The following is a 26,888-nucleotide window of genomic DNA, read 5'->3' on the forward strand; positions in this document are numbered from 1 at the left end:
CTACCACCGCTTCCACGGCGCCTGGCCCGACTGCCAGAGTTGTTCGAGATAGCGGCGGTCGCGCAGGGTGTCCATCGGCTGCCAGAAGCCGTCATGAACATAGGCCCCGAGTTCGCCGCGCTCGGCCAATGTCTCGAGCGGGCCGCGCTCCCAGATCGTATCGTCTCTGTCGATCAGATCGAAGACAGAGTGGTTGAGCACGAAGAAGCCACCATTGATATGACCCTCTCCGGAGATTGGCTTCTCGCTGAATTTCTTGACCAGCCCGTCCTCGATGACCGTCGAGCCGAAACGGGCGGGGGGTCTGACGGCCGTCAATGTCGCCTCAAATCCGCGTTTCCGGTGAAAAGCAATGACTTCGCCAAGGTCCACATCGGACACGCCGTCGCCATAGGTCAGGCAGAAGGGTTGATCCGGCTTCAGATATTGCTGGACCCGCTTCAGGCGCCCTCCGGTCTGGGTCAACTCGCCGGTATCGATGATGGTGACCTTCCAGTTTTCCGGCGCATCGTTGAGGTAAGTGATCTCGTTGCGGCCGATATCGATGGACAGGTTGCTGGTATGGAGGCGGTAATTGACGAAGTACTCGATGATGGCATCGATCTTGTAGCCACCGCAGATGATGAAGTCGGTCAGGCCGTAATGCGCGTAGCTCTTCATGATGTGCCACAGGATCGGGTGAGACCCGATCGACACCATGGGCTTCGGGATCCGATCGGTCTCTTCGGCGAGCCGCGTCCCGAGGCCACCTGCCAGCAACACAACCTGCATGTTCGTCATTCGCCTAAACCACTTTTCCGACTGCGTAATATTGGGCCCCGAACGGACACCAGCCCAGTTGCCGGTCGACAGCGCGGAAAAACGGACTGGCGAAGGGCGTGAACAGAATGTTGCGCGTCGCCACCTGCTGGAAGCCGGCGTCCTTCAAGAGGCCGCGCAGCGTTGATGTCGACAGCAGCACGGCATCGTCGTCGATCTCGTTTCGCGACACCACGTAGCGCGTCAGCGGGTTGATCGGGTTGTGCTCGAAGATCGCAACGATCCCGCCCGGACGCAGGACCCGATGCATCTCCCGCGAGAAATTCGGCCATTGCTCCGGCGGCACATGGTGCATGACGCAGATGGCCATTGCCACGTCGAAGCTGTCATCCTCGAACGGCAAGGTCGTGCCGTCATAGCCCAGATAGGTCACATCCGGATTTGCCTCGCGGGCAAAGGGCAGGACCTCGGTTGCGACCTCAACGCCGACGATGTCGAAGCCGAACCGGCGCAGATCCGGATGAATGTAGCCGTGGCCGCAGCCGACATCGAGCAGGCGCGGCTTGTCGAGACCGGGCAATTCGGCCTGGACAATGCGGTGCAGATAGTCGGCTTTCACACTGGTGAAAAAATCGAGCCCCTTGCCGGCGAAGGCGATCGATTGCTCGATCGTGTCCCGGTAGGTCTGCTTGGTCTCATTGAAGTCCATGACGGCGCTCCTCTTTGTAGACTGCGCCAGACGCATTGATGTTCAGGGCTTTTTCGACAATGACTGTCGGCCTGTGCCTGACCTGCTGATAGATGCGCGCGACATACTCGCCCATGATACCGAGAAAAAGCGCATTCAGGCTGATGCCGAACAGGATCAAGACGGTCGTGGTGGCAAAGCCGGCCGGCCAGCCCTCCGGCCAGATCAGCCGCCCGATGACGTAGATGCCGGTGGTGAGCGCGGTTGCGAGGGCAATGGCGAGGCCGATATAGGTCGCGATCCGCAGAGGCACGGTCGAGTGTGCGTAGACGCCCTCGAGACCAAGCTTGACCAATTGGCGAAGGGGAAACTTGCTCTCCCCGAACTCCCGGCGGTTGCGGGTGTAGGCGATACTGCCCTGCTTTCGCGCAAGCTCCGATATGAGGCCGCGCACGTAAGGCTGGGCGTCGTCGATATGCTTGAGCTGATCGAGAATACTCCGGTCCACGAGCCGGAAATCGCCAGCGTCGATCTGATGCGGCGTGTCGGAAATGCTGTCCAGAAACCGGTAGAACGACTTGCGCGCGAGCACCATCAGCCAGCCTTCGCGGCGCCGCGCGCGGATGCCGACTACCACGTCATGGCCGTCCCGCCAGAGTCGGATGAAATCGCCAAACAGGCTCGGCGGGTCCTCCAGATCGCAGTCGATCTGGATCGCCGCATCTCCCCGCGCATAGCGATAGCCGGTAAGGATCGAACGGTTGAACCCGAAATTTCGCGCGAACCGCAACACCTTCACGCGCGTGTCGCGCGCGGCAAGCCGCTCGAGGACCGAAAAGGTCGAATCCGTGCTGTGATTATCTGTGAAGATGATCTCGAACGAAAGACCCGGAAGCGATTCCAATTCTGCAACAATCGCATCGTAGGCGCGATCGATGTTCGCCTCTTCGTTGAAGACAGGAACGATGATGGAGATGAGCTGCTTGGTCATGGAATGATCGATACCATCGTTCATCGAAGCCCAAGACACCATTCCCCGGGACTCGCGTTTCGAGTAAGGTTCGCATTGCGCGTTGCAATGCTCGACGAAAAGGCGAAAAGACGCTCCATTCAACAGACGCAGTCGCTAAAAACCAGACCAGATCCTGGACGACAAGCGAATTTGGCAGGGCGATCAGCGAACGATGTTTCAAGAGGCGTCTAGCTCAAGATCGCGTTGATGTCTATCAGAACGCACGAATCAGCCGCCCAACACCTTGAAAGGGCTCTCGCCGGCCTTGGTTGCCACGGAGTCGAACACTCGCTAGTAAATTTTCACGGGGCCGGACGGTCGGCTTCGAGGCGGCATTCCCGATTATGATGACATATTTCTATGTGTTCCTGACCATTGCGCTGACTGTTTACGGCCAGATCATCATCAAGGCGCGGGCGACCTTTCACGCGACCTCCGCCGAGGGAGCCGGTTTTCTCACCGCGATGTTTCTCGACCCTTGGGTTCTGACTGGCCTGGCGGCGGCGCTCACCGCCAGCGCCACCTGGATGATGGCCGTGCGGGGAGCCGAATTGTCGGTGGTCTATCCGATCATGGCGCTGACCTTCATCGCCGTTCCGGCTCTGGCCGTTCTCATGTTCGGTGAGCGGCTCAGCGGCATGCAGATGGCGGGGCTTTGCCTGATCGTGGTGGGGGTCAGCCTGGCGGCTGTCCCACGCTGACTGCCATCCTGGCCCCCTGCCCCACGGGCTCGTCGTTCAATCGCAACCCTAAGGGCCAATATCCTCGAGAACCGGGAAGCAGCAAGTCCACCGGCCCGCGGGGGCCGCAGGGCTGATCGAGAGGATGGCTGGGGCGGGAGGATTCGAACCTCCGAATGGCGGTACCAAAAACCGCTGCCTTACCACTTGGCGACGCCCCAAAACCTTCTGCGGTGCGGCTGTTCATAGTCGGCACCGACAGCTCTGGCAACTACGATATGCGGCGCCAGATTATCGTCCAATCCGCTATTCTCCGCTTGCGGGGCGGGAGTCCCCCGGTTATAAGTCCGGCCTTCCCGATGCTTAGAGAATGTCGGAGTGTAGCGCAGTCTGGTAGCGCACCACGTTCGGGACGTGGGGGTCGTAGGTTCAAATCCTATCACTCCGACCATTTCTTCCAACGCCAACAGCCGGGGCAGCGACCTCTCTCGCGACTTGTGCGGGCGACCCCCCCCCCCGAGTGCTGCCGCCGATTAAGCCGCCGGTTGGTTCGAGCCTCCCCGGCCGGGGCATTCGTCCAGATCGTCGTTCCCGCCCATGGTCACAAACAGGTCCGTAACCTCAGGATATTCAGCCCGGTTTTGCTGGCGATTCTGGAGGTGGCGGGCTCCGTTTCCGACCCTTGCTATGGCAGCTTTCCCTGTCAGGCGGCTTCACCCTGCAGGTCCGCCGACCTTCTCGTCCTAGGCCCCAGCCGGTCTTTCAGCCTCAGGAAAGGTCGCTCAATGAGGTAATAGGAGGCCGTCGCCAAGGCAAACGTACCCAGCAGGGCGGCGGAATTCTGCAGCCACAGCATCTCGGGAAAGGACTTAGCTGACAATTTGAACATCGGGATATGCCAGAGGTAAAGGCCATAGGAAACCCTGCCAACCCAGCGCAGCCACTCGCTCTCGAGAAGCAACTTCATTGGCCACGCCGGTCTACAAGCGGCCACGGCAATGTAGAATGCCGACATCGACCCGACCAAACTATATCCCCCCAGATACAGGAAACCGTTGGAGAGGAGATCAAATCGAGCCAACCCGAAAAAAACCACCAGCGCCGCAAACCCCAACCAAGACAGTGGGCCGTTGACTTGATCAGACCGCGACCAATAGCCTTCGTGCAGCAACCAAGCGGCAAGCGCGCCCCACATAAGGTTGTCGATTCGTAAATCGGTTCGGAAGTATAGATCGAGGGAAGGACCTTCTTGCCATAGAATCACCCGCCCAATGGTAGGCCATGCCATCAGGACCCCCATTGCAGCCAAGACCGCCATTTTCCTGAAGCGCGTCGCGCAGAGACCGACCAATAGAATCGGCCAGATCATATAAAATTGCTCCTCGATCGAGAGCGACCAAAGATGCGTGTACATGACCTGATGCGCGCCAGCATTGCCGCCGGAAGCCACAAGCAGCCAGTTAAAATAATAAAGGCCCACCCCTAGAGAATCGGTCAAGGTCGTTGCAAGACGAGCCCCTTCGCCTGTCAGCGCCGTGTAGCTGACAACAAAAGCAATGACCACTGCAAGCGCCGGAAGAAGACGGCAGGCACGCCTGAGATAAAATCGCCTGAGATCGACCGTTCCCGTCGCTCTCAACTCTTCGAGAAGAATAGATGTTATCAGAAATCCACTGAGAACAAAGAATAAGTCAACGCCGATATTTCCGCCAGGGAACAATTGCGGATTCGTATGACAAAACAGAACTACGAGGAGAGCAATTCCGCGGACGCCGTCAATTGCTTCAACTTTACCAAGAGTGAATGTATCACCTCATGATCAGATGTGCTCACTCTAGAACCCCAAGCATCGAGATCGATATACCGGACAGGCGAAGTGCATCCCTCTGCCACATTATATCGCTTCGTGCAATAGAATAACATTAAGAATGTTTTCCAGCACGCGGCCGCCGGCAGAAACGCGGCATTCAGCCAGCGTTCTGGTCCAATCAAGCTCGGATCGGCTCTAGCCTGTCCGAATGATTCTGCCGAACCGTCTCAGGTGGTGTCCGGTCGACCGCTCGTTCAGCTCCGGGGACCGCGGCCCACCAGGCGTTTTCCCATGGTTACGGCCCGCCGAAAGACCTTGCGCGGGAACGACGCCTTCAGTCTTGCGATTTCATCAAGATAAACGGTGTTGAGTCGCTTGATTTCTTCAGGATAGACGGTGTTGAGCCGTTCAATCTCGGTTGTGAGTTCCCGGTAGGTCCGGTCGATTTCCGATTGCAGGGCCTGCTGATTTTCGCTCATCCCTTCGATATGAAGCTGCATCTCATCAATCAGAATTTCGTGAGCCGATTTCTCTGCTTTGGAGACGGTTTCCGTCGGCTTGTCGCGGTTCTGCGCCCGGGCGATCCAGTCGAAATCGAACGATGAAACCGCCGTCCCGGGGCGCGTGACGAGTCCGCCGATTTCAAGGTAGACGGGCTGGCTCATCTTTTCCCAATTGAGCGACGACCTGAAATAGGCCTGCGCGTTTCGCGACATTGCCGGGAGTTGGTCGCGCCGCGCGACAAAGGCGTCGATCGCCGCCACAAGCGCTTGGCCGTCGTTGAAATTGACGCAGGTTCCCAGATCCTGTCCAACGACGATGGATTTCACGAAATCCAGATCGTTGCAAAGGACGGGCAATCCGGCTGCCAGATACTGGGACAGCTTATTGGGTGAGCAGAACCGGTTGTTTGCGGTAACGGGCTCGTAAGGGACGATGCCGACATCCGCCTCGCGGGCGCCCTGCAGAAGGTCATCCTCTCGAACCGCATCAGGAAAGAAAACGGTCCGATCAAGCAGGCCCTTGTCCTGAGCCGCCGCCATCAGTGCCGACTTGAAGTCGTTATCCGGCCCCCGAAGCCAGAGTTTTGCGCGCGGGTCTACTTTGTCCCACACGTCGATCAGCTTGTGGAATCCTCGCGTGGGTGCGAACGCCCCCTGGACTATAAAGATCACATCGTCCCGTTGCGCCTGCTGAACAAGCGCCCCTTCGAGATCAAACGCACCCGCCTGTTCCAATGGAACGCAATTGGGAAGTGAGCGGAACGGGTATCCGTAATCCCTTTCCATGAGGTTGGCGAGTTGCGGCGACACGGTGATCGGGAGCGTCACACGCTGGAGCAATCTCTGTTCGAGACCGGCCCAGAATTCCACCTCCCAGTGCCTGAACTCCGCCAATGAAAACGGCCAGTACTCGTGCGCGTCGTAGACGAGCGGGACATCGAACTCCTCGGCGAGGGCAACGGCCGCTGGAAGGGTGTGAAAATCGACCGCAACGATGAGATCAAACCCGCCGGTTCGCCGTCCGGCCTCGAGCAGAGCAGAATTGTGGGTCACGAAAAATTGGCAGAACCAGCGAAAGCGTTTGAGGTCATCGTCGGTCGCATCGAGCGCACCGATGGCATCAGCAAGAGGCCGCAACGGCAACTGCGCGGAGAGGTAGATTTCCTTCATCGCATCCAGTCCCAGCGAGGCGCTCCCGTCGGGCAGGGTGTCGCGGGCGATGAAATTCCAGTGGTTGAGCCCGGCATCGACGCGGACCCGCGTTCTGCGCTCTGACAGCTTCTCGACTGTCGGCGCAGGCCATTCACCGGATTTGAGATCGGTCCCAATCTCGCAAACCTCGAAATTCGCCGCGAGGCCATTTGAGAACCAGTCGACGCGCGGATCGAGGGTCGGCTCATGAGCCATCAACATCAATGCGGTCCGCAGGGCCGGCTTGCTGCCTTGCACCGCCTCGCGGGCGCCGCGTGCCGACCGGGTGCGCAGCAAGCGGTGCGCGACGACCCGGTCGAACTCGTTGACAAAATTTTCATAGTGGTAGGCAGGGTTGCAAACGATTTCCTCAAAGGCGCTATCGGCGAATGCCTTCAGGCGCTTGTCGTCGCGCGCGAAGTCAATGGCTTCAGCCATGTTCGAGAGATCGCGCTTGAGCGGGAAAAAATGGCGGTGAGGAACAAAGATCCCTGAATACTCGCCCTCGAATAGGATTTGGGCTGCCCCGCACGCGGCTGCTTCGAAGTGCCTTGGCGAAATCTGCGCGTAGTTGACGTTGCCCTCGAACCGATGAAGGTATTCGTCATGAGCCCGCCTGTAGAATTCGTAGGCGTACCGGTCCGCATCGGGATAGCGTACCTCGTAGCCCCGGCACCAGTCTGCAACCTCGCCAGTGAAATCAAACAGATTCGAGCCCGATTCGACACCGAGCACCACTTTGGAGCGCCCGAGGAAATCGAACCACGCCGTGCCGTTGATGCGGTCCTCCCACCGGCTTGAAATGTCCACGGTGAGATCGGGCATCGCTGCCGTGGCGGCGGACACATCGTAGCCGATGCCGCGCTTCTCATAGCCCAATCGCCCGAACTCGAGCGGCTGGATCGAGCCGCGATAGCTGATGTCGATCGGCCGCTCGGACATGGGCCTGCGGGTCAGGCCACGGAGCTGGGTGGAGATGTATCCCGTGTAGGCATGAATGAAGTCGACGTCGCCGACGACCTGGCGCGGATAGACTTTCTCTCGTTCAGAGGGCGGCAGGCATGTAATGACGATATCGAATTTTTTCTCGGCAATGTACGCGGCAAACTGCGCCGTCTCGACATGTTCATCCTGCTTCATCAGGATTTTCAGGCCCTCGAAATCCTGAAACGGCCGTTCGAGCACTTGATCGAGCGAAAACAGGTTGGCGGGGGAATACGCGATAGCGCAGTGGATGATGACCCCGGAATACTGGGCCATATCGACCGTGGACGGCAGCCGAAAGGCAGCGCCTCCACGTCCCGGCCAGAGGTTGAGAATCTCGATGTCGTATTGACTGAAGCGTTGCCAATTGCCGATATTCTCGAAGATCGTTGGGATCCCCTGCGGATCGTAATAGCACACCATGAGGAACCGCTCACGGTCCGAACCCGCGCGTCGGCCGACGATCGGCCGGGGACAAGCCGACTGCATATCAATATCCACGCCTTAACCTCCCATACCGGCCAGCAATGTCGGCCATAACGCAGGCCCATGGCCGCGTCGTCGCAAACACCTTTGGCCCGAGCGCGCTCCGGTCGGAGACACGCATACGCAGATTGCGCGACGAAGACTAGGTCGCTGCTCGCTGGCAGCAGGTGTCGCAACACTCGACGGCTCGCCATCTTGAACGCAACCGGGCCGATTGGTGATGCATTGATCTCGTCTTCGCAACAAAGTCATTGGCGGAGATCGCCCTCCGGTTCGCTCACGACCGCCAGGATTTGCTTCGTGCAGGCTTGCCGTTACGGAATGGGGGGACACGACTGATGCGCGCGGGCGCGCCTCATTCGACGGCCTGCTCCCCCTCATTTCGACGCGCGCCTGCCAAGGATCGTTGTTGCGGCACGAACGACGGCCGCTTGGAAGGATCCAGACCAGACATCGCGCGCGACCTTCAACTCTTCGACGGCGCCACACAGCTTATTGTAGGCATGATTCAATTCAGCTACGTTATTTTTGACTTCGCCAGCTCGATTTTCAAGAAATTCGACATAGCGATCGACGTCATCCGGCGGAGCATCAATCGTTTCTGTCCAGAAATCCGCTTCTTCGATTTCGAATTTTAATTTCTCAGCGTCGTATTTCTGAATCAGGCGAGAAAGCTCATTGCAGAGGCGGCGAGAGGCCTGGACATGAGGCCACAACGAGGGCGCGTATTTGAACGTATCGCGGATCTCCGCCTCCGCCCAGCGGCACGTCCCGAGATAGGCTTGGCTCGTCCGCGCCTCTCGCCCTGTCACTTCAGACAGGATGCTCTTCCAGTGCGAAACAAAACTATACTGGGTATGACGCCGAAAAAAATCACTCCCGATTTTGATGCTTGACGTCGGTCGCTCGCGCAACAGCTTGCGCAGAGGATCCGACGGCTCCGCGTATTGCGGCGCACTTGGCTGCTGCGCGACGCGACGCGACGTCATACGTGCGTCGATCAAGCGGCCAATGCTTTCGACGAAGGTCCGATAGCTGAAGCGACCGGACAGCACGACATCGTCGTAGGTCCGCTCCGCCATGGCCGCCAGACTCTCCAGGTCCTCGATCCTGGCAAAGACCTCATCGATATTCGAGAAGTCGGGCTCCAAGGGGATGTAGTGGCGCTCGGGCTGCACCACGTCGGAATAGCGACCACGGATCAGAACCATCGGAGTTTTCAAGGCGGCACACTCGAAAATCCGCGGCGACACCTGCCCAATCGAAATCTCACGCTCGCGCGCTTCGATCACAGGCCTGAGTTCCTCGTAGGTCGGTTTCCGCCCTCGTTCGGCAGCCAACGCAACGTAACGCGCGTGGATCGAGCCGTCGAAGTCGAACACGTTCGATCCGGACTCTGATCCGAGCATCACACGACAGTCTGCGATGAAATCGAACCACGCCTCTCCGTAGATTCTGCTTCGTTCGTCCATGGCAATGTCGTGGGATATCCCGCGAGCCTCGCAGGCTTGCCGCATGCGATTGCCGACCTCGTATTTGAGAAAGCCGAGCTTGCCGAACCTGGCTCCCAGATCGCGCCCTCTGTAGCCAAGTGTGATCGGTCGCTGGCTCAGCGGAAGCAGGCTCCGGTTGGACAGGAGATCTTCGGGAACGTATCCGGTCAGAACCGTGACAAATGTGACGTTAGGAAATTCAGATCGCGGATAGACATAAGCGATCGAATCCTGCGGCACACATGTCAGAACGTAGTCAAATCCAATTCTTTTCAGGGCATCTTTTAGAACATTGGTATCTTCATATTCGTCTTGGACCGCAATGAGCTTCGTCCCGTTGTAGCTTCGCAATGCATCGACGAAGGTTTCCGACACAAATCCCCTGATGGACAACCTCGCACAGTAGTTTAGAATGACAGCATCATAGCTATCCAAATTATCAGGCGTCATCGCATCATGTGTGACGTGCAGATATGCGACATCGGCGTCTAAGTGCCGCCCGAATGCCTCAAGATAATCTAGTGTCGTCTGAACATGTGTGCTCGATGACGTATAGGCAACAAGAACTCTCGGTCTCATAAATCATCCGGTCAGGCGGGTTTCGCAATCAGCAGGGTGTTAGCATGAAACATGTAACAAACTAAGCACCCGAGACACTGGGGGTGGCCGCGAGATAAATATACCACACCTGACGAATGACGCTCGGCCACACGGTCGATCTCATTCGCTTCCGCAACCGGTTTGCGCGCGGGGCGGCTGCCTCTTCCAGCCACGCGGGCCTGTCACCCCGCATCGGTAAGCAACTCGTGACCGGCTCCGCTGTCCGCGAAGGGTGGCCCTGGCGGCGGTGGACCTCTAGACGGGCGCGATGGCCCGGCTTTGCATTGGGCCCTCCTCCCTCAATCCGTCATGGAGTCGACCCGATGAATGCTGCTCACCTGAACATGGTCTGGGCACCGCGCCTGCTGAGTGTCCTGCGAATCGTCGCAGCCCTGATCTTCATGGCCCATGGCACCCAGAAGCTGATGGGCTTTCCGGCCTCGCTCAGTGGCGGACCGGCGGCGATGAGCCTGCCGTGGATCGCTGGGTGGTTCGAGGTGATCGGCGGGGCGATGCTCGTGGTCGGGTTGTTCACGCGGCCCGTGGCCTTCGTGCTGTCCGGCGTGATGGCATTCGCCTACTGGCTCGCCCACGCACCGCGCAGCCCCTTCCCCGTGCTCAATGGCGGCGATGCGGCAATCCTGTTCTGTTTCGTGTTTCTCTACCTGGCCGCAGCCGGCGGCGGGACCTGGAGCCTCGACCGGATGCGCGGCTCGGCCCAGACCGCCTGATCCTGAAAAATGCACCGCCCATGAAAAAGCCGCCCTCGGGCGGCTTTTTTTGATGCCTGGCGGCAGCGCCCTGTTCAGGCGGCCTTGCCGCTTCGCCGCGTCACCGACCAGGCGGCCTGCATGAGGGCGACGGCGAGAGCCGTCTTCACCACGGTGCCGGCAATGAACGGCACGATGCCGACGCTCCAGGCCTTGGCCACGGGCAGAAGCACGCTGAGCCAGCCGAACCCGCACAGCAGGATCACCGCGTGGCCGAGCGTCATCATCAGGGCGACGCGCAGGAGCGACCGGTCCCAGCCCCGCTCGGCCATGAAGCCCATCACGAGGGCCGCTGCCAGAAACCCGACGAGGAAGCCGCCGGTCGGGCCGGCAAAATAAGCAAAGCCGGCGATCATGGGCGGCGTGTTGGCGAAAACCGGCATGCCCATCGCGCCCTGCAGCAGATAGAGCGCCACCGTCGCGCCGCCGAGACGCCAGCCGTAAGACGCGCCGATCATCAGAACGACCAGCGTCTGCAGGGTCAGCGGCACGTAAGGGAGAGGCACCTGCACCTTTGCCGAGATCGTCAGCAGGGCCGAGCCCACCACCATCAGGATGGCGGCCCGCAGCGCCATGAAACGGGCATCGGTCCGGCTGGGCCACAACGAGCCGACGAGGGTGGGAGAAGACGGGAGGGTTGCAGCGCCAGCAGACATGGATGGATCTCCGAATCGCGTATCGGCCATTCACAATGCGGCCTCGCTAGCCTTATAGGTGCGTCCGGCGGGGGCCTCAAGCCGCAATGCGCCGGGAGCATTCCGGCCCATCTCCCGCGCCGCTCCCCAACCCGGTGCCCGAATTTCGCCATGCGCGCATCCCAGTCAGGATCCCGATGTCAGACGATCTCCTGTTCGATACCTCCTCGCCTGCCCGCTCGGGCGAATGCGTGCGGCTGAGCCCGCTCGTGCGCCGGGTCGTGGCCAACAACGCCGGACCGATCACCTTCACGGGCACATGCAGCTACGTGGTCGGGACGGGCCATGTGGCGATCATCGATCCCGGTCCCGACTTGCCCGAGCATGTGGATGCGCTCCTTCATGCGGTGCGCGGCGAGACCGTCACGCATATCCTGGTGACCCACACCCACAAGGATCATTCGCCGGCCGCCCGCGCCGTGAAGGCCGCCACGGGAGCCACGCTTGTCGGCTGCGGGCTGCATCGCAGCGCCCGCGAGCTGGCCCGCGGCGAGGTCAGTCGCCTCGAGGCGAGTTCGGACAAGGAATACGCCCCCGACTGGGAGATGCTGGACGGCGAGGCGATTGCCGGGCGCGGCTGGACGCTGGGCGCGCTGGCAACGCCGGGCCACATGGCCAACCATCTGGCCTTCACCCTTTCGGAGGAAGCGAGCCTGTTTTCCGGCGATCATGTGATGGCCTGGTCGACCTCGGTGGTGGCGCCGCCCGACGGATCCATGAGCGACTACATGGCCTCCCTCGACAAGTTGCGCGGGCGCGACGAGACCATCTACTGGCCCGGGCATGGCGGTCCGGTGCGTGATCCGCAGCGTTTCGTGAGAGCCCTGTCGCACCATCGCAGACAGCGCGAGGTGTCGATTCTCAACCGCCTGGCGGCGGGGGACGTGACGATCCCGGCCATTGTGGCGGCGATCTACCAAAGCCTTGCGCCGGCGCTGATCGGTGCTGCCGGCCTGTCGGTCTTCGCCCATCTCGAGGACCTCGTCGCCCGCGGCGCGGTGGTGACGGACGGGCCGCCCGTGCTGGATGGGCGCTACCGGCTGGCCTGAGCAGGCGCTGCCAGACACCGGGCGACGGACCTGATCCTCACCCGCCGGCAAGGGCGAGATTGGACGTCTCCTCGAGAAAAGCCCGGATACGCGCGGCATTGCCGCCGAGATCGTGCTGGACGACGCGGGAGACCGAGCGGATATCGATGCGGCTGCCATCGGCCCTGGGTCGGATGCGCACGGTCACGTCGTCGGGAAGGCGCAACACGAAAGTGCGCGCCACGGCCTCCAGCCGCCCGGCCCCCTGCCGGCCGCCGGGCGGAATGGCCTCCACGACCTGCCACCCGAGCGTGGTGGCGGCCTTCTGGACAAGGGCGAAAGCCTCGGTAGGCCCCACATCGAGGGTCAGGGGCGCGATCTGCACATAGGCCTGTCTTTGCGCCTCGCGCACCTCCGGCGGGGCATCCGGCGGAACCCGCCCGCCGCGGGCGTCCAACGAAATCCGCGAGCGGGAATAGGCCGGGGGATTGTCCGTATCGGTGGAGATATCGTGGATCGGCGGAAGGGTCGCGGCCTTGAACGCCATGAGAGCCGGATAGGCCAGCACCAATGCGGCGATCGCCAGACCCTTGATCGCGCTGCCGAGACCCTGTCGTCCCTCCTGCCAGATCCGAATGAACGCCACAAAGGAGAGCAGGACCGCCAGCAACGCCATCCCCACTCCGGCTCCCAGCGCGATAAAGCCCGCATCGTATTCGATCAGCCTGAAGCGGATCATGAGGGAAGCGATGCACGCCACTGCAAGGCCGAACCAGGCCACCTTGGGGGACCACCGGGCAGGCCGGGAGAAGGGTTCTTCGATGATCACGTGGCGCATGGGGACGTCATACAAATCTTGTCGCGCCCACGCCACTCTTGTTGTGGCAGTGCCACGCCCGAAGTGGCCGGGATGACGGGCCGCTTGGTTTCGATGTAAACTGTCGCACGCGACCTCAGGAGTTTCCGTCGGTGACGCAGCCCGCCTCTCTCCAGACCCTCGACCCGGATGCCGATTCCCTGCGCGTCTGGTTCCGGTTCATCCGCCTCCATCGCCGGGCCACGAGCACGGTTGCGACCATCCTGCGGTCCATCGGCCTGTCCATCCCGCAATTTGACCTGCTCTCCACGCTGACCGAGCAGGAGGGCCTCAGTCAGCAGGAGCTGGCCCAGAGGCTGTATGTGACGAAGGGGAATGTGTCGGGCCTTCTGGACCGTATGGTGGAGGCCGGACTCGTGGAGCGTCGCGCCATCCCGGGGGACCGGCGCTCAAATGCCCTGCACCTGACGACAAAGGGCCGGCATCTGGCCGAACAGGGGATCGCGGCGCAACAGGCCTATGTCGAAACGACGCTCGGCTCCCTGCCTCCGGAGGATCTGCGGGACCTCGAACGGATCGTTCTGTCCTGGCGCGAACGGGCGCGCAAGGCGGAGGAGGCCCTCCGGGCCGATGAGACGCTGGGGATGATAACCGCGCCGCCCCGTTAGCGTCTTGCAGACGGCTCACTGGTTCACTATTGCGAAAGTTACAGTACTACGGGACCGCACAAGGGAAGCAGCATGACGCCGCATTGGATCAAGACCATTTTGTCGAGCCGGATCACCGAGACCGTCGCCAGGGTCGTGTTCATGTTTCCGTTCTGGGGCAGCGGTCTGGCCAAGCTGATCGACTTTTCAGGCGGCGTGGCCGAGATGGCGCATTTTGGCCTGCAGCCCCCGGCCCTGTTCAATATCCTCACCATCATAGTCCAGCTCGGCGGCTCGGCGCTGGTCATCGCCAATCGCTGGACCTGGCTGGGCGCGGGAGCCCTCGGGGTGTTCACCGCCCTGACCATCCCGATCGTCCATGCGTTCTGGCGGTTGCAGGGCGAGGAGGGGGTTGTGGCCTTCCACACGGCCACCGAGCATGTGGGCATGATCGGCGCGCTGGTCGTGGTGTCGATCCTGTCGGTTCGCCCACGGCCCGAGGCACTTCGTCGCTGAATCGGCCGTTTCCCGCCCGAACGCAACTTTGTTAATCCCGGATTAAGCTTGTGGCGGTCATGTGCTGAAAGCCAGCAAATGATCATGCGGCCGCCCTGAAGTTGTCACCTCACAGGTGGCGAATGTCAGGCCCAGTGCTGCCGACGTGGGAGAACCTTGATGAACCGTCTCGCCGACCGTACCGTGCACGTCCCGACCCGATCTGGAACGCGCCACGATCCCGTCCGGGTGGCTGCAGGCCTGCCCCCGGCTTTCAAACCGGTGGCGCTGCCTGCCCTTGCGGCTGCCGTGGGCGCTGCCAAGATGTCGCCCGCCCGGGCCCCCAGGCCCGACGTCTCGGCCATCCTCCTCCGGCAGGAAGGCGACGACTGACACGTCCCTCCAAACGGAAACGAGCGCCCTCATGGGGCGCTCGCAGGATTGACGATGGGATCTTCTGGTCGAAGCCGGATCGCGTGACCTTCAGCGGACGATGACCGTCGCGTTCGTATCGGTGCGGTTGTAGAGATCGATCACGTCGATGTTGCGCATGCGGATGCAGCCGGACGAGACGGACAGGCCGATTTTCTCGGGCTCGTTGGTGCCGTGGATCCGGTACAGCGTGTCCTTGTTGCCCTCATAGAGATAAAGCGCGCGGGCGCCGAGCGGATTGTCCGGGCCGCCCTTGGTGTGCTTCACATGCGGCCAGCGGGCGATCATCTCGGCCGGCGGGTTCCAATCCGGCCACTCGGCCTTGCGTGCGACCCGCGAGACACCGGTCCAGCCATAGGCCTCGTCGCCCACCGCCACGCCATAACGGATGGCCTTCTTGTTGGGCATGACGAAATAGAGGAAACGGTCCTTGGTATCGACCACGATCGTACCCGGCTGCTCTCCCGTGGGATCGTCGATGAGGTAGCGACCGTAGCGCAGATCCTCCTGCGCCTTCGGCACCAGCGCGATGTATTCCGCGTCACGGGCCGACACCTGCGGCTCGGGGACGCCTTTGAAGTTGCAGGCCGACAGCAGGGCGACGGCGGCCAGAGCGAGGGACAGGCGAGACAAGCGCATCGGTAAAGCTCTGCTGTGCGGCCGCATGGCCCATTTTCGGATCGGCGGCGCCAATCGGCACGTGGACCGAGGGACGAATCGACTCCACCATTGCACGGACTGATGGAAAAATGTGTTGCACCGCGACAACATGGACGCGCACTCGTTTCACTGCAACACTCCCGCCATCGTGTCCTCCCGCTTGAAGATCCCCATGTCCACCCTGTATGTGACCCACCCCGCCGCCCTCCGCCACGAGACGCCCCTCGGCCACCCGGAGCGGGCGGACCGGATCCGCGCGATCGAGACTGTTCTGGAAAAGGAGCGCTTCGCGTCCCTGATCCGGGAGCAGGCTCCGATGGCCGAGATGGAAAGCCTGACGCTGGCGCATCCGGAAAGCCATGTGGTCGCCCTGCGAGACCTGTCGCCCCGCGAAGGGCTGGTGCGGGTCGACGACGACACGGTGATGTCGCCCGGAACCTTCGAGGCTGCCCTGCGGGCCGCCGGCGGCGCGGTCCGCGCTGTCGACGAGGTCATGGGCGGCGCCATCGACAATGCCTTCGTGGCCATGCGTCCCCCGGGCCATCACGCCGAGCGTACCCGCGCCATGGGCTTCTGCTTCTTCAACAACGCGGCCATCGCGGCGCGGCACGCCCAGAAGCGGCATGGCGCCGAAAGGGTGGCGATCCTCGACTGGGATGTCCATCACGGCAACGGCACGCAGGATATTTTCTGGAGCGATGCCAGCGTGCTGTATTGCTCAACCCACGAGATGCCGCTCTATCCCGGCACCGGCGCTCCCTCGGAGCAGGGAGAATTCGGCACGATCCTCAACGCGCCGATGGCGCCCGGGGAAGGCAGCGCGGTGTTCCGGGATGTGCTGACACAGGTGGTGCTGCCGCGCATGGACGCGTTCCAGCCCGACCTCATCGTCATTTCGGCCGGGTTCGACGCCCATTGGCGCGACCCGTTGGGCAGCCTCAATTTGACGGAAGCCGATTTCGGGTGGGCTACCCAGCAGGTGATGGCTCTGGCAGATTCCCGCTGCTGCGGCCGGGTCGTGTCGGTGCTGGAAGGCGGTTACGACCTGGAAGGGCTCGCGAAGTCCGCTGCGGCCCATGTGGACGCCCTGATGGGTCGCGAGATCAAAGCCTAGGCCCGGAGGACACATCCGCCTGCGTCCGGGCGAAGGCGCGGTGACTCATGCCCGACAGGGCGCGCAGCAATTCCCCGAGCGCCAGCATCCGGCCACCGGCAACCAATGCCAGAGCGAGCAGGGCCGCGGCCGGCGATAGCACCAGCGCGATGATCGCCGCCACGCCGCCGCCAGCAAGGGCAAGGCCCTGGATGATGACGAGGCGGCGCTGCTGCGGAAAGAGCGCGCAGGAATCGTTGAGCGGAGCCGCCAGCGCAACGAAGAGCTGGAACAGGGCGATGATGGGAACCGTCTCGCCGAGGCCCGCCAGCGCGGTCGTCTCGAGCCACGGATCGGCAAGCACCAGCGCGCCCGCCATCGCCGCGTAGGCGGTCCCGACCAGCAGCACCAGGCCCACCAGCATGAACCGTCCGAAGACCGGGGTCTGACGGTGGTACGAGGGTCGCAGCTGGTTGAGAAAGACCGGCGTCGAGGCAGCCGTGATGATCTGCGTCGGCACGTCGAAAATCCGGTATGCCAGGGCCGCGTGGCCGGCGAAGACGGCGCTTGCGGCCATCGGCATGATCAGCAGCGGCGACATGACGAAGGCGAGGGAAAAAAACGCGCTCGGCAGATTGTAGAACGGCAGGCTCTTCCAGCGTTTTGCCGTCACGATGATCGCCGTGGCTGACCAGCCCTGAAACACCCCCTGGCGATGCCGCCTCTGCCGCCACATGAGATAGAGCACACCACTGCCGTGACCGACGATATCGGCGACGGCGAAGCACAGGACGTCCTCCACCGGCGAGAGGACGAGCGCCACGAGCGTCACGGGCTGCACGAAGGACTGGATGATCGAGGCGCGGCCGAGCGCCTTGAAATCGCCGTCGCGGGTCGTGCGCGCAAAGGTAAGCCGCAACAGGCCCCGGGCGAGGATGGAGAGAGGCAGCATGGCGGCGAGCTCGAAGCGCATCCACCCGATCTCGGCAGCAGTCAGTGAGGCGGCGGTGAACACGAGCCAGAGGCCTGCGCCGACGCTCATGCACAGATGAAGGGCCGAGCGTGCCTCCGCCTCGTCGCGGGCGGCCACGATCGCCGCATCGTATCGCAGGAACAGCGCGATCCAGGCCAGCATCGCCAGGGTCTGGTAAACGCCGAATTCCGCGAAGGCCTGGATGTCGACGAGCCACGCGGCCACGATCAGCGTCACCAGCGACATGCCGCGGGCGCCGATCAGGCGCAGCGCCAGCGAGGCCGCGTCGCGAAGCGACCTGCCTGCGACCATGCCGTCGATCGCCGCTCGCAGCGAGCTCAGAAACGAGGACGACATCACTGGCCGAGCGCATCTGGCAAACAGCAACGACAAGACCTTTGCCGGCGGCCCGTCGCCGGGCGGCGGACGAGGCTCCGGCTTCCTGTGAGCCTGGTACACCGTATTGTCATCGTCCGCTTGATGAGAAATGTCCCGGGTCTCAGAGGGAGACCGAGCTTTCAGGACTCAATTTGCTCTTCACCGAGCAGCTCGATCCCGAATCCGCTTAACCCTACGTAAGATCGGTGGGAATTGGCAAGGTTGCGGATGGACGCAACGCCGAGGTCGCGCAAAATTTGCGCGCCGAGGCCGATCTCGCGCCATTGACTGGACCGCTGCGCCTCTGATTCCGTCTCCTCGCTCTCGTTAAAACTCGTGGTCGGCACCCCGGCGGTTCCGTCGCGCAAGTAGACCAGAACGCCCTTGCCCTCTTTCGCGAAGCGCTTCATTGCCGCGTTGATGATCTTGCCGCCCTCGAAGATATCCGCCACCGAATCGGCCCGGTGGAGACGCACGGGAATGTTCTTGCCGTCGCCGATCCGCCCGTGAACGAGCGCCACGTGCTGCACGCTGTCGAACGGGGTCGAATACGAAAAGCCGGTGAAGGGTCCCCACTGCGTTTCGACCGGGAACGTCGCGATCCGCTCGACCAGTTTTTCCCGCGACTGGCGATAACTGATGAGATCCGCAACAGAGATGCGCTTGAGGCCGTGCTTCTGCGCGAAGACGTCGATCTGGTCGCCACGCATGACGGTGCCGTCGTCATTGGCGAGTTCGCAGATCACGCCCACCGGCGGCAACCCCGCAAGCTTGCACAGATCCACCGCCGCTTCCGTATGGCCCGAGCGCATGAGCACGCCGCCATCCTTGGCGATGAGCGGAAAGACGTGGCCGGGGCGAACAAAATCCGACGCGCCCATATTGCCATTGGCGAGCGCCCGCACGGTGTTGGTGCGTTGCTCGGCCGAGATGCCGGTGGTGAGCCCGTGCTTGGTGTCGACCGTGACCGTGAAGGCGGTGCCCAGCGGCGCATCGTTGGCCGCCACCATCGGGTCGAGGCGCAGGCGCCGCGCCTCGGCGCCGGTCAGCGGCGCGCAGACGATGCCGCAGGTGTTGCGGATGATGAAGGCCATCTTCTCGGTCGTGCAGAGCGAGGCAGCAACGATCAGATCGCCCTCGTTCTCGCGATCGTCGTCGTCCGTCACGATGACGATGTCGCCCTGCGCAAAAGCTTCGAGGGCCTCGGTCACGCTATGGCACGTCATGGTCAATTTCCCCTGCTCGCTTTCCGGGCCTGTCTGAAACGCGCATGCGCGGACGGCCGGCCTTCGGTTTTTGGCTATGTGGGTGTCTTCTAACGGAAAGGCCAGGCGAGGGCATCTCCGACCTGCGCGCGATGACGCAAGACGTGGTCTGCCAGAACGCATGCCACCATGGCCTCGCCCACCGGCACCGCGCGGATGCCGACGCAAGGGTCGTGGCGTCCCTTGGTCGACACATCCGTTTCGCCGCCGGTGCGGGTAACGCTGGCCCGCGGCGTCAGAATCGAGGAGGTCGGCTTGACCGCGAAGCGGCACACCACCGGCTGGCCGGTCGAGATCCCGCCAAGCACGCCGCCCGCATGGTTCGACAGAAAGGTCGGCGCGCCGGCATTGCCGGGCCGCATCTCGTCGGCGTTCTCCTCGCCGCGAAGCGCCGCGGCCGCGAACCCCTCGCCGATCTCCACGCCCTTGACGGCATTGATCGACATCAGGGCGGCCGCAAGGTCCGCATCGAGCTTGCCGTAGATGGGCGCGCCCAGTCCCGGCGGCACCCCCTCCGCGACGATCTCGAGGACCGCACCGATGGACGAGCCGTCCTTGCGCAAGCCGTCGAGATAATCCTCGTAGAAGGCTGCGGCTTCCGCATCCGGGCAGAAGAACGGGTTGAGGAGCACCTCGTCCCAATCCCAGCGGCTGCGGTTGATGAGATGCGGCCCCATCTGCACCAGGGCGCCCCGGATCGTGATGCCCGGCACGACCTTGCGGGCGACTGCACCGGCCGCCACCCGGGCGGCCGTCTCGCGCGCAGAGGACCTTCCGCCGCCGCGATAATCGCGGATGCCGTATTTCACGTCATAGGTGTAGTCGGCGTGGCCGGGCCGATAGGATTCCTTGATCTCGGAATAATCTTTCGAGCGCTGGTCGACATTCTCGATCAGCAGGGAGATCGGCGTTCCGGTCGTCACCTGCTGGCCGGTGCGCTCGTCGACGAACACCCCCGACAGGATCTTGACCGCGTCGGGCTCCCGCCGCTGGGTGGTGAAGCGCGACGTGCCGGGGCGGCGGCGGTCGAGTTCGGCCTGGATCTCCGCCACATCCAGCGGGATGCGCGGCGGACAGCCGTCGATGACGCAGCCAAGCGCCGGCCCATGGCTCTCGCCGAAGGTGGTGACGCGGAAAAGGTGACCGAAGGTGTTGTGTGACATGGCGCTGACCCCGTGCGCGTCTTTACGAACCAGCGTCCCGAAGGTCAAACACTCTGCGGCCGCAAAGCCGCCGGGATCACTCGACGCGGATGCGGTAGGTCTGGGTCATGAGCGTCTCCGGACCGGAATCGGTGGAAGACCACGGGATATCGATGCTCACCTCGTCGGCACCCTTGAACCCCTTATCGGGCGTGTAGATGTAGGCGAGGCCGCGCACCTTCGTGTTCGGGCAGCGATTGTCTTTGCCCAGCACCTGCTCGTGCGGAACGATTTGCAGCGTCCCGTAAGACGGCTTCTGCCGGATTTTCACCGCCGGTATCTGCGAGGGGTAACAGGTGTCGACCTCGTACCCGAGGAACCCGCCGAGGGCGGAGCGCCCGTTGGCCTTGACCGTGCGGTCGGTCGTCTCGGCCGAAACGGCGGTTGCCAATGCGATGAAGCCTGTCACTGCCAGCACCAGAAAACGCATAGCCCACCCCGTATTTATTTCGCAACTAAGTTGCATAAACGGGTTTGAGGCGTCAACGTTTCCTTTGGATTTATTCCCAGTAGTGCTTGCGCCCCTCGATGACCAGAACCTTGCCCTGCCAGATATCGATGCTGGCGGCATGGCGGGTTGAGACGCCGCAGGCGACGGCGAGGAAGGCGCGTGCGACGCCCCCATGGGCCACCAGCACGGTGTCGCGGGTCAGGTCGTCGAGGATCGGGCGGACGCGGTCGGCCAGCATCGCGTAGCTTTCGCCGCCGCCGGGCGGGGCGTAGTTCCACTTGTCGCGCTCGCGCAAGGCGGCGAGTTGCGGCTCGTGCTTGCGGACCTCTTTCCAGGTCATGCCCTCCCACGATCCGAAGGTGAGTTCCACCAGCCGGTCGTCGAGGCGGTAATAATTGGGATAGAGGCCGATCGCCTCGCGCAGGCGCTCCATGGTCTCGCGGGTGCGGGTCATGGGACTGGCGACGTAATCGAGATCCTCGAATTGCGGCACCAGGGCGCGCAGCCGCCGGCCGGCCTCCTCGGCCTGGACCCGGCCGACATCGTTGAGCGGAATATCCTTCTGGCCCTGCAGGCGGCCTTCCAGGTTCCAGTCCGTTTCGCCGTGCCGGATGAAGTAGATTGTCGGCCTTGTGTCGCTCACGCGCCCTCTTTGTCCAGTGAGAGGTCCGGCGCTTCGGGGTTCTTCATGCCAACCACGTGGTAGCCCGCATCCACGTGGAGGATTTCGCCCGTCACGCCGCGCGACATGTCCGACAGGAGATAGGCGGCGCTCTCGCCGACCTCCTCGGTGGTCACGGTCCGGCGCAGGGGCGAATTGTATTCGTTCCACTTCAGAATGTAGCGGAAATCGCCGATGCCCGAGGCGGCCAACGTCTTGATCGGCCCCGCCGAGATGGCGTTGACGCGAATGTTCTGCGGTCCGAGATCGGCCGCGAGATAGCGCACCGAGGCCTCGAGCGCGGCCTTGGCGACGCCCATGACATTGTAATGCGGCATCCACTTTTCGGCGCCGTAATAGGTCAGCGTGAGCAGCGACCCGCCATTGGTCATCAGCTTCTCGGCCCGCTGGGCGACGGCCGTGAAGGAATAGCAGGAGATCAGCAGGGACTTGGTGAAGTTGCCTTCGGACGTTTCGACATAACGGCCGGTCAGCTCATCCTTGTCGGAGAACGCAATGCAGTGGACCACGAAATCGACCGAACCCCAGAGCGTCTTCACCGCGGCGAAGACCGCGTCGATGCTGTCGGGATCGGTGACGTCGCAATGGCCGACGACTGCCGCATCGAGTTCCTTCGCCAGCGGTTCGACGCGCTTCTTCAACGCATCGCCCTGATAGGTGAAGGCGAGTTCGGCGCCGTGCTTGCGCGCTGCCTGCGCGATGCCCCAGGCGATCGACCGGTTGTTCGCGACCCCCATGATCAAGCCGCGCTTTCCGGCCAAAATGCCGGGCGCCGATGTGTGCGCCATAGTCTCACCTAAATCGTCGCTGGACGGATCTGAAAGATGGCTTCTTTAACCGACCCCGCCGCCAGGGGGAAGGGACTCGGCCCCCGGCAACGCGGATTTGCGGAATTAGGAGTGGAGGATCCTACTCGGCGTCTGTTCCGCGCCGCTTGCGCGCATAGGCGAGAAGGTCCTCGTCGACCACATCCGGCAACTGGATGGCGGCGGTTGCCAGGATATCGCCTGCGCCGGTCTTGCCCGGTAGCCCCTTGCCGCGCAGACGGAAGGTGCGGCCTGAATTGGTCATCGGCGGGATTGTCATCGACACCGCGCCCGTGAGGGTGGGGATGCGCACGGCGCCACCCAGCACCGCATCCTCGATGGCAATCGGCAGCGTCAAACGAAGATCGGAGCCGTCCGGGGTGAACCGCTCATGAGGTGCGAAGCGGATCGTCAGCAGGGCATCGCCGGGCTCCGCATGCGGTCCTCCCTGGCCGAGCCCGCGCAGGCGGATGACCTGGCCATCGGCGACGCCCTTGGGAATCACCACGTCCACGTCCCGGCCGGTGGGCAGCCGCAGGCGCTTCTTGGCTTCGCTTGCCACGTCCTCGAGGCTGACCGTCAGCACCGCCTCGACATCGTCTCCCTTCTGCTTCTGCGCCCGTCCGCCCCGGCGCTGCTGCGCCTCAGCACCCGGCGGAAACCCGCCACTGAAGAAATGCGAGAAGATGTCCTCGGCCGGGTCCGGGCCGCGGGTGGTGCGGCGACCGCCGAAAGGCCCGCCCGCGTTGAAATTGAAATCCGAAAAATCCTGCTGGCGCCCGCCGCCGCGTCCTGCGCCGAAGCCTTCGAAGCCCTGGAAACGCGGCTTGCCCTCGGCGTCGATCTCGCCCCGGTCGAACTGCGCCCGCTTTTCCTTGTCGCCCACGATCTCATAGGCCGAGTTCAGTTCGGCGAACTTGTCCTTGGCCTTGACGTCGTCCTTGTTGCGATCCGGGTGATGGACCTTCGCAAGCTTGCGGTAAGCCTTCTTGACCTCCGCTTCCGTTGCAGAACGAGGCACGCCAAGGATTTCGTAGGGGTCACGCATCATGTCATCCATTCGCCGTCGAAACTTTGGCAGACAGGCATGACTACGCAGCCGTCGCACTGCCGTCCATATGGGAAAAGTGTTGCGTCTTTGCAACGCCTCTCTTGAGACGGCAGTAACACCTTGGACGATTTAGACTTTGGCGGCGGCCTTGGCGGGCTTGACGTCCTTGATCGCCCAATCTCCGCCGGATGGCCGGCAGGCATGACCCGAAAGGGACGCGGAGGTGTTCCCGCTGACCTGGGCCGAGAACGCGCGGCAGATCTCGTCGTTCTTGACGTAGGGAGCGCCTGTCGGGGTGAAATGACCCTTCAGGGCGGTGTCGGGATTGTCCCAGGATACGAGGGTGCCGGGCCCCTGTGGGTCGAGGGCTACCGCGAGGGCTGCCTTGGCGCGCCGCCAATCCTCTTCGTTGAGATCGGCCGACAGGGGCGATGACGCCTTCTTCGGAATGGATCCGGTGATCTCCGGGCCGTCCTCGGACAATCCGATCACCGAATAGGAAAAGCTGCAGCCGGCCGTCGACAGGAGCAGCATGGCGGCGGCCAGAATTCTGGTCGCTTCGCTCATGCGGAGGTATGCTCTATAACGGCGCGCATCAGATCCTACCACGCGTCGATCTCCGGAAACGTTTAAGCCACAGCGCAGGATAAAGCCTTGAATCAGTTAATATCCGGTGACTTCACCGAAACGGATGAGCCCTTCGCGCTGTTCCGCCATTGGATGGAAGAGGCCAAGGCCTCCGAGTTAAACGACCCCAATGCGATGGCGCTGGCCACGGTCGATGCGGACGGCCTGCCGGACGTCCGCATGGTGCTGCTCAACGGCTTCGACGAGGCCGGGTTCGTTTTCTACACCAACACGGAATCGGCCAAGGGGCGCGAATTGCTGGGCCAGCCCAAGGCAGCCCTCGTGCTGCACTGGAAAAGCCTGCGGCGGCAGGTCCGCGCCCGCGGCGAGGTCTCCATCGTCAGCGATGCGCAGGCCGACGCCTATTTCCAGGGCCGCCCGCGCGAGAGCCGGATCGGCGCCTGGGCGAGCCAGCAATCGCGGCCGCTGGAGAGCCGGTTCGCGCTCGAGAAGGCGGTTGCGCTCAACGCCGCCAAATATGCCATCGGCGAGGTGCCCCGCCCGTCCCACTGGACGGGCTTTCGCATCGCGCCGGCAGCCATCGAGTTCTGGCAGGACAAGCCGTTTCGCCTGCACGACCGCATCCAGTTCACGAAGGAAGCGGATGGCTGGCGCAAAGTCCGACTCTATCCATAAGGCCCGGGCAGCCCTATCTGAGATCGGACAGACCAGGGCAGCGCCCTCAATTCCAGGTTCACCATGTCGTCCTCTCCCACCCCTCCCCGCCGCATCATGCTGCTCACCGGAGCAAGCCGCGGAATCGGGCATGCGACGGTGAAGCGTTTTTCGGCTGCCGGATGGCGGGTGATCACCTGTTCGCGGCATGCCTTCCCGGAGAATTGCCCCTGGGAGATGGGTCCCGAGGATCACCTCCAGGTCGATCTGTCCGACCCGGACGATACGCGACGGGCGATTGCTGACGTGAAGGAGCGGCTTGCCGTCGAGGGCGGGCTGCTGCACGCGCTGGTGAACAATGCGGGCATTTCGCCCAAAGGCAGCGGCGGGTCGCGGCTCGCCGCGCTGGATACCCGCTACGAGGACTGGCTGCACGTCTTCCAGGTGAACTTCTTCGCCTCGATCATGCTGGCGCGCGGCCTCGTCGACGAATTGACGAAGGCCAAGGGGTCGATCGTCAACGTGACGTCGATCGCAGGTTCGCGGGTCCATCCCTTCGCGGGCGCGGCCTACGCCACGTCCAAGGCGGCACTCGCCTCCCTGACCCGCGAGATGGCGGCCGATTTCGGGCCGTTGGGCGTGCGCGTCAACGCCATCTCGCCCGGCGAGATCGACACCGCGATCCTGTCGCCGGGCACCGAGAAGATCGTCGAGCAACTGCCCCTGCGCCGGCTCGGCACGCCAGACGAGGTCGCCAAGGCGATCTATTTCCTGTGCACCGACGCCTCCTCCTACGTGACGGGGGCGGAGCTGCACATCAATGGCGGCCAGCACGTGTGAGGATCGGCGCATGACGGCCGATCGTTTCTACCCCGCACGGCCGTTTCTGGCTGCCTCGGTGGCGGTTTTCCGCAACGGAAAGGTGCTGCTTGCCTCCCGCGGCAAACCGCCCTGGGAGAACCAGTACTCTCTGCCCGGCGGTCAAGTCGAAACCGGCGAGACCCTGGCCGAGGCGGCCTTGCGGGAATTGCACGAGGAGGTCGGCGTGACGGCGGCCCTGACCGGGCTCATCGCGCCGTTCGAAGTGATTGAACGGGGCGACGATGGGCGTGTAAAGCATCACGTGGTCATCGCCGTGTTCGCGGCGCGGTGGCTTTCCGGCGAGCCCCGGACAGGGCCTGAAGCAAGGGATGTGCGGTGGGTAACGGAGCCGGAGATCGCGAGTCTGTCGACGACGCCGGGTCTTCCCGGCATTCTCGAACAGGCGTTCGCCCAAGACCGGCGGCATCAGCCCGCATGAGGGGTCGCTGGCGCCTCGTGGGCGTAAATCCCGTCGCCCTCGCCCTGATCTTTCTGGGATCCGGACTGGTCGTGCCTGGACCGGCCAGCGCGCAGAATTTTTTCGAACGCCTGTTCGGGCTGCCGCCGGGCCAGGCGCCGCAGCAGGTGGCGCCGCGCCAGCAGCCGCAATTCCGTCCGCCCACCCAGCGCCGGCAGCCCGCAACGCCGCCCGCCCAGCGTCAGGCTCCCGCCAAGGAGAAGGCCGAGACCGTCCCGGTGGAACCGCCACCGGCCCCCTACGAGAAGGACCTGCTGCGCCTTTCCGAAATCATGGGTTCGCTTGCCCTCCTCCGGCCGATCTGCGCTGCGGCGGATGGTCCGGAATGGAGCCGGCGGATGCAGGTGCTGCTCGAGGCCGAGGGGACGACTCCGGGACGGCGGGAACGGCTGGCTGGCGCCTACAACAAAGGCTATCAGGCCTTTGCGCTCACCTATCGGGTCTGCACGCCCTCGGCGCAGGAAGCCTCTGCCCGTTACCTCAAGGAGGGCGAACGGCTCGCCCGCACCATATCGGGCCGGTATGGAGGCTGATTTATCCACATGGAATCAAGGCCGCGCCTCTCGCATTAACCGCTTTGCAAGGTGATGCTGGCACCGGGCTGGTGGGCCGATTAAGTTCGCTTCAACCGAACTCGCGCCCGCCCCTCACAAGGG

29 protein-coding genes and 2 tRNA genes are annotated in these 26,888 nt (G+C 63.0%); 13 read left to right on the plus strand and 18 right to left on the minus strand.

The window, feature by feature from the left end; genetic code table 11:
* The 3 genes from rfbF to J4G32_RS19185 are packed head-to-tail and all read right to left on the minus strand — an operon-like array spanning nt 1 to nt 2,438.
* Complete coding sequence (rfbF, locus tag J4G32_RS19175; protein ID WP_210497319.1) at nt 1-771, minus strand: glucose-1-phosphate cytidylyltransferase; 771 nt, start codon at nt 769-771, stop codon at nt 1-3.
* 13 nt (nt 772-784) lie between these two features.
* Complete coding sequence (locus tag J4G32_RS19180; RefSeq protein WP_210497172.1) at nt 785-1,468, minus strand: class I SAM-dependent methyltransferase; 684 nt, start codon at nt 1,466-1,468, stop codon at nt 785-787.
* Nucleotides 1,455-2,438, minus strand: a complete 984-nt coding sequence (locus tag J4G32_RS19185; protein WP_210497173.1) for a glycosyltransferase family 2 protein — start codon at nt 2,436-2,438, stop codon at nt 1,455-1,457. Before J4G32_RS19185 ends, J4G32_RS19180 begins: the two co-directional genes overlap by 14 nt.
* Nucleotides 2,439-2,803: 365 nt before the next feature.
* On the opposite strand from J4G32_RS19185, the gene J4G32_RS19190 reads away from it, so the two are divergent.
* Complete coding sequence (locus J4G32_RS19190; RefSeq protein ID WP_210497174.1) at nt 2,804-3,160, plus strand: hypothetical protein; 357 nt, start codon at nt 2,804-2,806, stop codon at nt 3,158-3,160.
* A gap of 125 nt (nt 3,161-3,285) precedes the next feature.
* Here the strand turns inward: J4G32_RS19190 and J4G32_RS19195 are convergent.
* Nucleotides 3,286-3,360: transfer RNA gene (locus J4G32_RS19195), tRNA-Gln, on the minus strand.
* Between the two features lie 153 nt (nt 3,361-3,513).
* On the opposite strand from J4G32_RS19195, the gene J4G32_RS19200 reads away from it, so the two are divergent.
* A tRNA-Pro gene (locus J4G32_RS19200) sits at nt 3,514-3,590 on the plus strand.
* A 252-nt stretch (nt 3,591-3,842) separates the two neighbouring features.
* Here J4G32_RS19200 and J4G32_RS19205 read toward each other — a convergent pair.
* From J4G32_RS19205 to J4G32_RS19215, 3 genes are all read right to left on the minus strand, one after another.
* Nucleotides 3,843-4,919: an acyltransferase family protein gene (locus tag J4G32_RS19205; protein WP_210497320.1), complete on the minus strand. Its 1,077-nt coding sequence runs from the start codon at nt 4,917-4,919 to the stop codon at nt 3,843-3,845.
* 284 nt (nt 4,920-5,203) lie between these two features.
* Entirely contained in the window at nt 5,204-8,116 is a 2,913-nt protein-coding gene (locus J4G32_RS19210) for a glycosyltransferase family protein (RefSeq protein WP_210497175.1), read from the minus strand.
* A gap of 374 nt (nt 8,117-8,490) precedes the next feature.
* On the minus strand, nt 8,491-10,056 hold the full coding sequence (locus J4G32_RS19215; protein WP_210497176.1) for a hypothetical protein: 1,566 nt from the start codon (nt 10,054-10,056) through the stop codon (nt 8,491-8,493).
* 473 nt (nt 10,057-10,529) lie between these two features.
* Here J4G32_RS19215 and J4G32_RS19220 point away from each other — a divergent pair, with 473 nt between their 5' ends.
* The gene (locus J4G32_RS19220) at nt 10,530-10,937 is read left to right on the plus strand and encodes a DoxX family protein (protein ID WP_210497177.1); all 408 of its coding nucleotides are present in this window, start codon (nt 10,530-10,532) and stop codon (nt 10,935-10,937) included.
* A 74-nt stretch (nt 10,938-11,011) separates the two neighbouring features.
* Here J4G32_RS19220 and J4G32_RS19225 read toward each other — a convergent pair whose 3' ends face one another.
* Nucleotides 11,012-11,632, minus strand: coding sequence for a biotin transporter BioY (locus tag J4G32_RS19225; protein ID WP_210497178.1), 621 nt, complete (start codon nt 11,630-11,632; stop codon nt 11,012-11,014).
* Between the two features lie 176 nt (nt 11,633-11,808).
* Between J4G32_RS19225 and J4G32_RS19230 the strand changes: the two genes are divergently transcribed.
* A complete protein-coding gene (locus J4G32_RS19230; protein WP_210497179.1) occupies nt 11,809-12,720 on the plus strand; it encodes an MBL fold metallo-hydrolase in 912 nt (303 codons plus the stop codon).
* A gap of 37 nt (nt 12,721-12,757) precedes the next feature.
* Here J4G32_RS19230 and J4G32_RS19235 read toward each other — a convergent pair whose 3' ends face one another.
* On the minus strand, nt 12,758-13,537 hold the full coding sequence (locus J4G32_RS19235; RefSeq protein ID WP_210497180.1) for a DUF1499 domain-containing protein: 780 nt from the start codon (nt 13,535-13,537) through the stop codon (nt 12,758-12,760).
* 131 nt (nt 13,538-13,668) lie between these two features.
* On the opposite strand from J4G32_RS19235, the gene J4G32_RS19240 reads away from it, so the two are divergent.
* The 3 genes from J4G32_RS19240 to J4G32_RS19250 all read left to right on the plus strand — a co-directional run bounded on the left by J4G32_RS19240 (nt 13,669) and on the right by J4G32_RS19250 (nt 15,051).
* Nucleotides 13,669-14,184, plus strand: coding sequence for a MarR family winged helix-turn-helix transcriptional regulator (locus J4G32_RS19240; protein ID WP_343232690.1), 516 nt, complete (start codon nt 13,669-13,671; stop codon nt 14,182-14,184).
* Between the two features lie 72 nt (nt 14,185-14,256).
* On the plus strand, nt 14,257-14,679 hold the full coding sequence (locus tag J4G32_RS19245; protein WP_210497181.1) for a DoxX family protein: 423 nt from the start codon (nt 14,257-14,259) through the stop codon (nt 14,677-14,679).
* A gap of 159 nt (nt 14,680-14,838) precedes the next feature.
* A complete protein-coding gene (locus J4G32_RS19250; protein ID WP_210497182.1) occupies nt 14,839-15,051 on the plus strand; it encodes a hypothetical protein in 213 nt (70 codons plus the stop codon).
* A gap of 90 nt (nt 15,052-15,141) precedes the next feature.
* On the opposite strand, the gene J4G32_RS19255 is transcribed toward J4G32_RS19250, so the two are convergent.
* Nucleotides 15,142-15,729, minus strand: coding sequence for a L,D-transpeptidase (locus tag J4G32_RS19255; protein WP_210497183.1), 588 nt, complete (start codon nt 15,727-15,729; stop codon nt 15,142-15,144).
* A 193-nt stretch (nt 15,730-15,922) separates the two neighbouring features.
* Here J4G32_RS19255 and J4G32_RS19260 point away from each other — a divergent pair, with 193 nt between their 5' ends.
* Entirely contained in the window at nt 15,923-16,864 is a 942-nt protein-coding gene (locus J4G32_RS19260) for a histone deacetylase family protein (RefSeq protein ID WP_210497184.1), read from the plus strand.
* Here J4G32_RS19260 and J4G32_RS19265 read toward each other — a convergent pair.
* Entirely contained in the window at nt 16,854-18,128 is a 1,275-nt protein-coding gene (locus J4G32_RS19265) for a hypothetical protein (protein ID WP_210497185.1), read from the minus strand. The two genes, J4G32_RS19260 and J4G32_RS19265, sit on opposite strands and share 11 nt — an antisense overlap.
* Between J4G32_RS19265 and J4G32_RS19270 the strand changes: the two genes are divergently transcribed.
* Nucleotides 18,127-18,264 (plus strand): hypothetical protein, encoded by a 138-nt coding sequence (locus J4G32_RS19270; protein ID WP_210497186.1) that lies wholly within the window; start codon nt 18,127-18,129, stop codon nt 18,262-18,264. The two genes, J4G32_RS19265 and J4G32_RS19270, sit on opposite strands and share 2 nt — an antisense overlap.
* Nucleotides 18,265-18,334: 70 nt before the next feature.
* Here J4G32_RS19270 and ribB read toward each other — a convergent pair whose 3' ends face one another.
* The 7 genes from ribB to J4G32_RS19305 form a co-directional block, all read right to left on the minus strand.
* Complete coding sequence (ribB, locus tag J4G32_RS19275) at nt 18,335-19,420, minus strand: 3,4-dihydroxy-2-butanone-4-phosphate synthase (RefSeq protein WP_210497187.1); 1,086 nt, start codon at nt 19,418-19,420, stop codon at nt 18,335-18,337.
* 89 nt (nt 19,421-19,509) lie between these two features.
* On the minus strand, nt 19,510-20,622 hold the full coding sequence (gene aroC / locus J4G32_RS19280; protein WP_210497188.1) for a chorismate synthase: 1,113 nt from the start codon (nt 20,620-20,622) through the stop codon (nt 19,510-19,512).
* 76 nt (nt 20,623-20,698) lie between these two features.
* Complete coding sequence (locus J4G32_RS19285) at nt 20,699-21,091, minus strand: hypothetical protein (RefSeq protein WP_210497189.1); 393 nt, start codon at nt 21,089-21,091, stop codon at nt 20,699-20,701.
* Between the two features lie 70 nt (nt 21,092-21,161).
* Nucleotides 21,162-21,755, minus strand: a complete 594-nt coding sequence (locus tag J4G32_RS19290) for a histidine phosphatase family protein (protein ID WP_210497190.1) — start codon at nt 21,753-21,755, stop codon at nt 21,162-21,164.
* A complete protein-coding gene (fabI, locus tag J4G32_RS19295) occupies nt 21,752-22,582 on the minus strand; it encodes an enoyl-ACP reductase FabI (protein ID WP_210497191.1) in 831 nt (276 codons plus the stop codon). Before fabI ends, J4G32_RS19290 begins: the two co-directional genes overlap by 4 nt.
* Nucleotides 22,583-22,703: 121 nt before the next feature.
* Entirely contained in the window at nt 22,704-23,648 is a 945-nt protein-coding gene (locus tag J4G32_RS19300) for a DnaJ C-terminal domain-containing protein (RefSeq protein WP_210497192.1), read from the minus strand.
* A 132-nt stretch (nt 23,649-23,780) separates the two neighbouring features.
* Complete coding sequence (locus J4G32_RS19305) at nt 23,781-24,218, minus strand: RT0821/Lpp0805 family surface protein (protein ID WP_210497193.1); 438 nt, start codon at nt 24,216-24,218, stop codon at nt 23,781-23,783.
* Between the two features lie 87 nt (nt 24,219-24,305).
* Here J4G32_RS19305 and pdxH point away from each other — a divergent pair, with 87 nt between their 5' ends.
* From pdxH to J4G32_RS19325, 4 genes are all read left to right on the plus strand, one after another.
* Entirely contained in the window at nt 24,306-24,914 is a 609-nt protein-coding gene (gene pdxH / locus J4G32_RS19310; RefSeq protein WP_210497194.1) for a pyridoxamine 5'-phosphate oxidase, read from the plus strand.
* Nucleotides 24,915-25,010: 96 nt separating this feature from the next.
* Nucleotides 25,011-25,733, plus strand: coding sequence for an SDR family NAD(P)-dependent oxidoreductase (locus tag J4G32_RS19315; protein WP_210497322.1), 723 nt, complete (start codon nt 25,011-25,013; stop codon nt 25,731-25,733).
* Nucleotides 25,734-25,743: 10 nt separating this feature from the next.
* The gene (locus J4G32_RS19320; RefSeq protein ID WP_210497195.1) at nt 25,744-26,193 is read left to right on the plus strand and encodes an NUDIX hydrolase; all 450 of its coding nucleotides are present in this window, start codon (nt 25,744-25,746) and stop codon (nt 26,191-26,193) included.
* Complete coding sequence (locus J4G32_RS19325; protein ID WP_210497196.1) at nt 26,190-26,765, plus strand: TIGR02301 family protein; 576 nt, start codon at nt 26,190-26,192, stop codon at nt 26,763-26,765. Before J4G32_RS19320 ends, J4G32_RS19325 begins: the two co-directional genes overlap by 4 nt.
* The last annotated feature ends 123 nt before the right edge of the window (nt 26,766-26,888 follow it).

It is taken from the genome of Microvirga antarctica, from assembly GCF_017921815.1.
In the GTDB taxonomy this organism is placed as follows: Bacteria; Pseudomonadota; Alphaproteobacteria; order Rhizobiales; family Beijerinckiaceae; genus Microvirga; species Microvirga antarctica.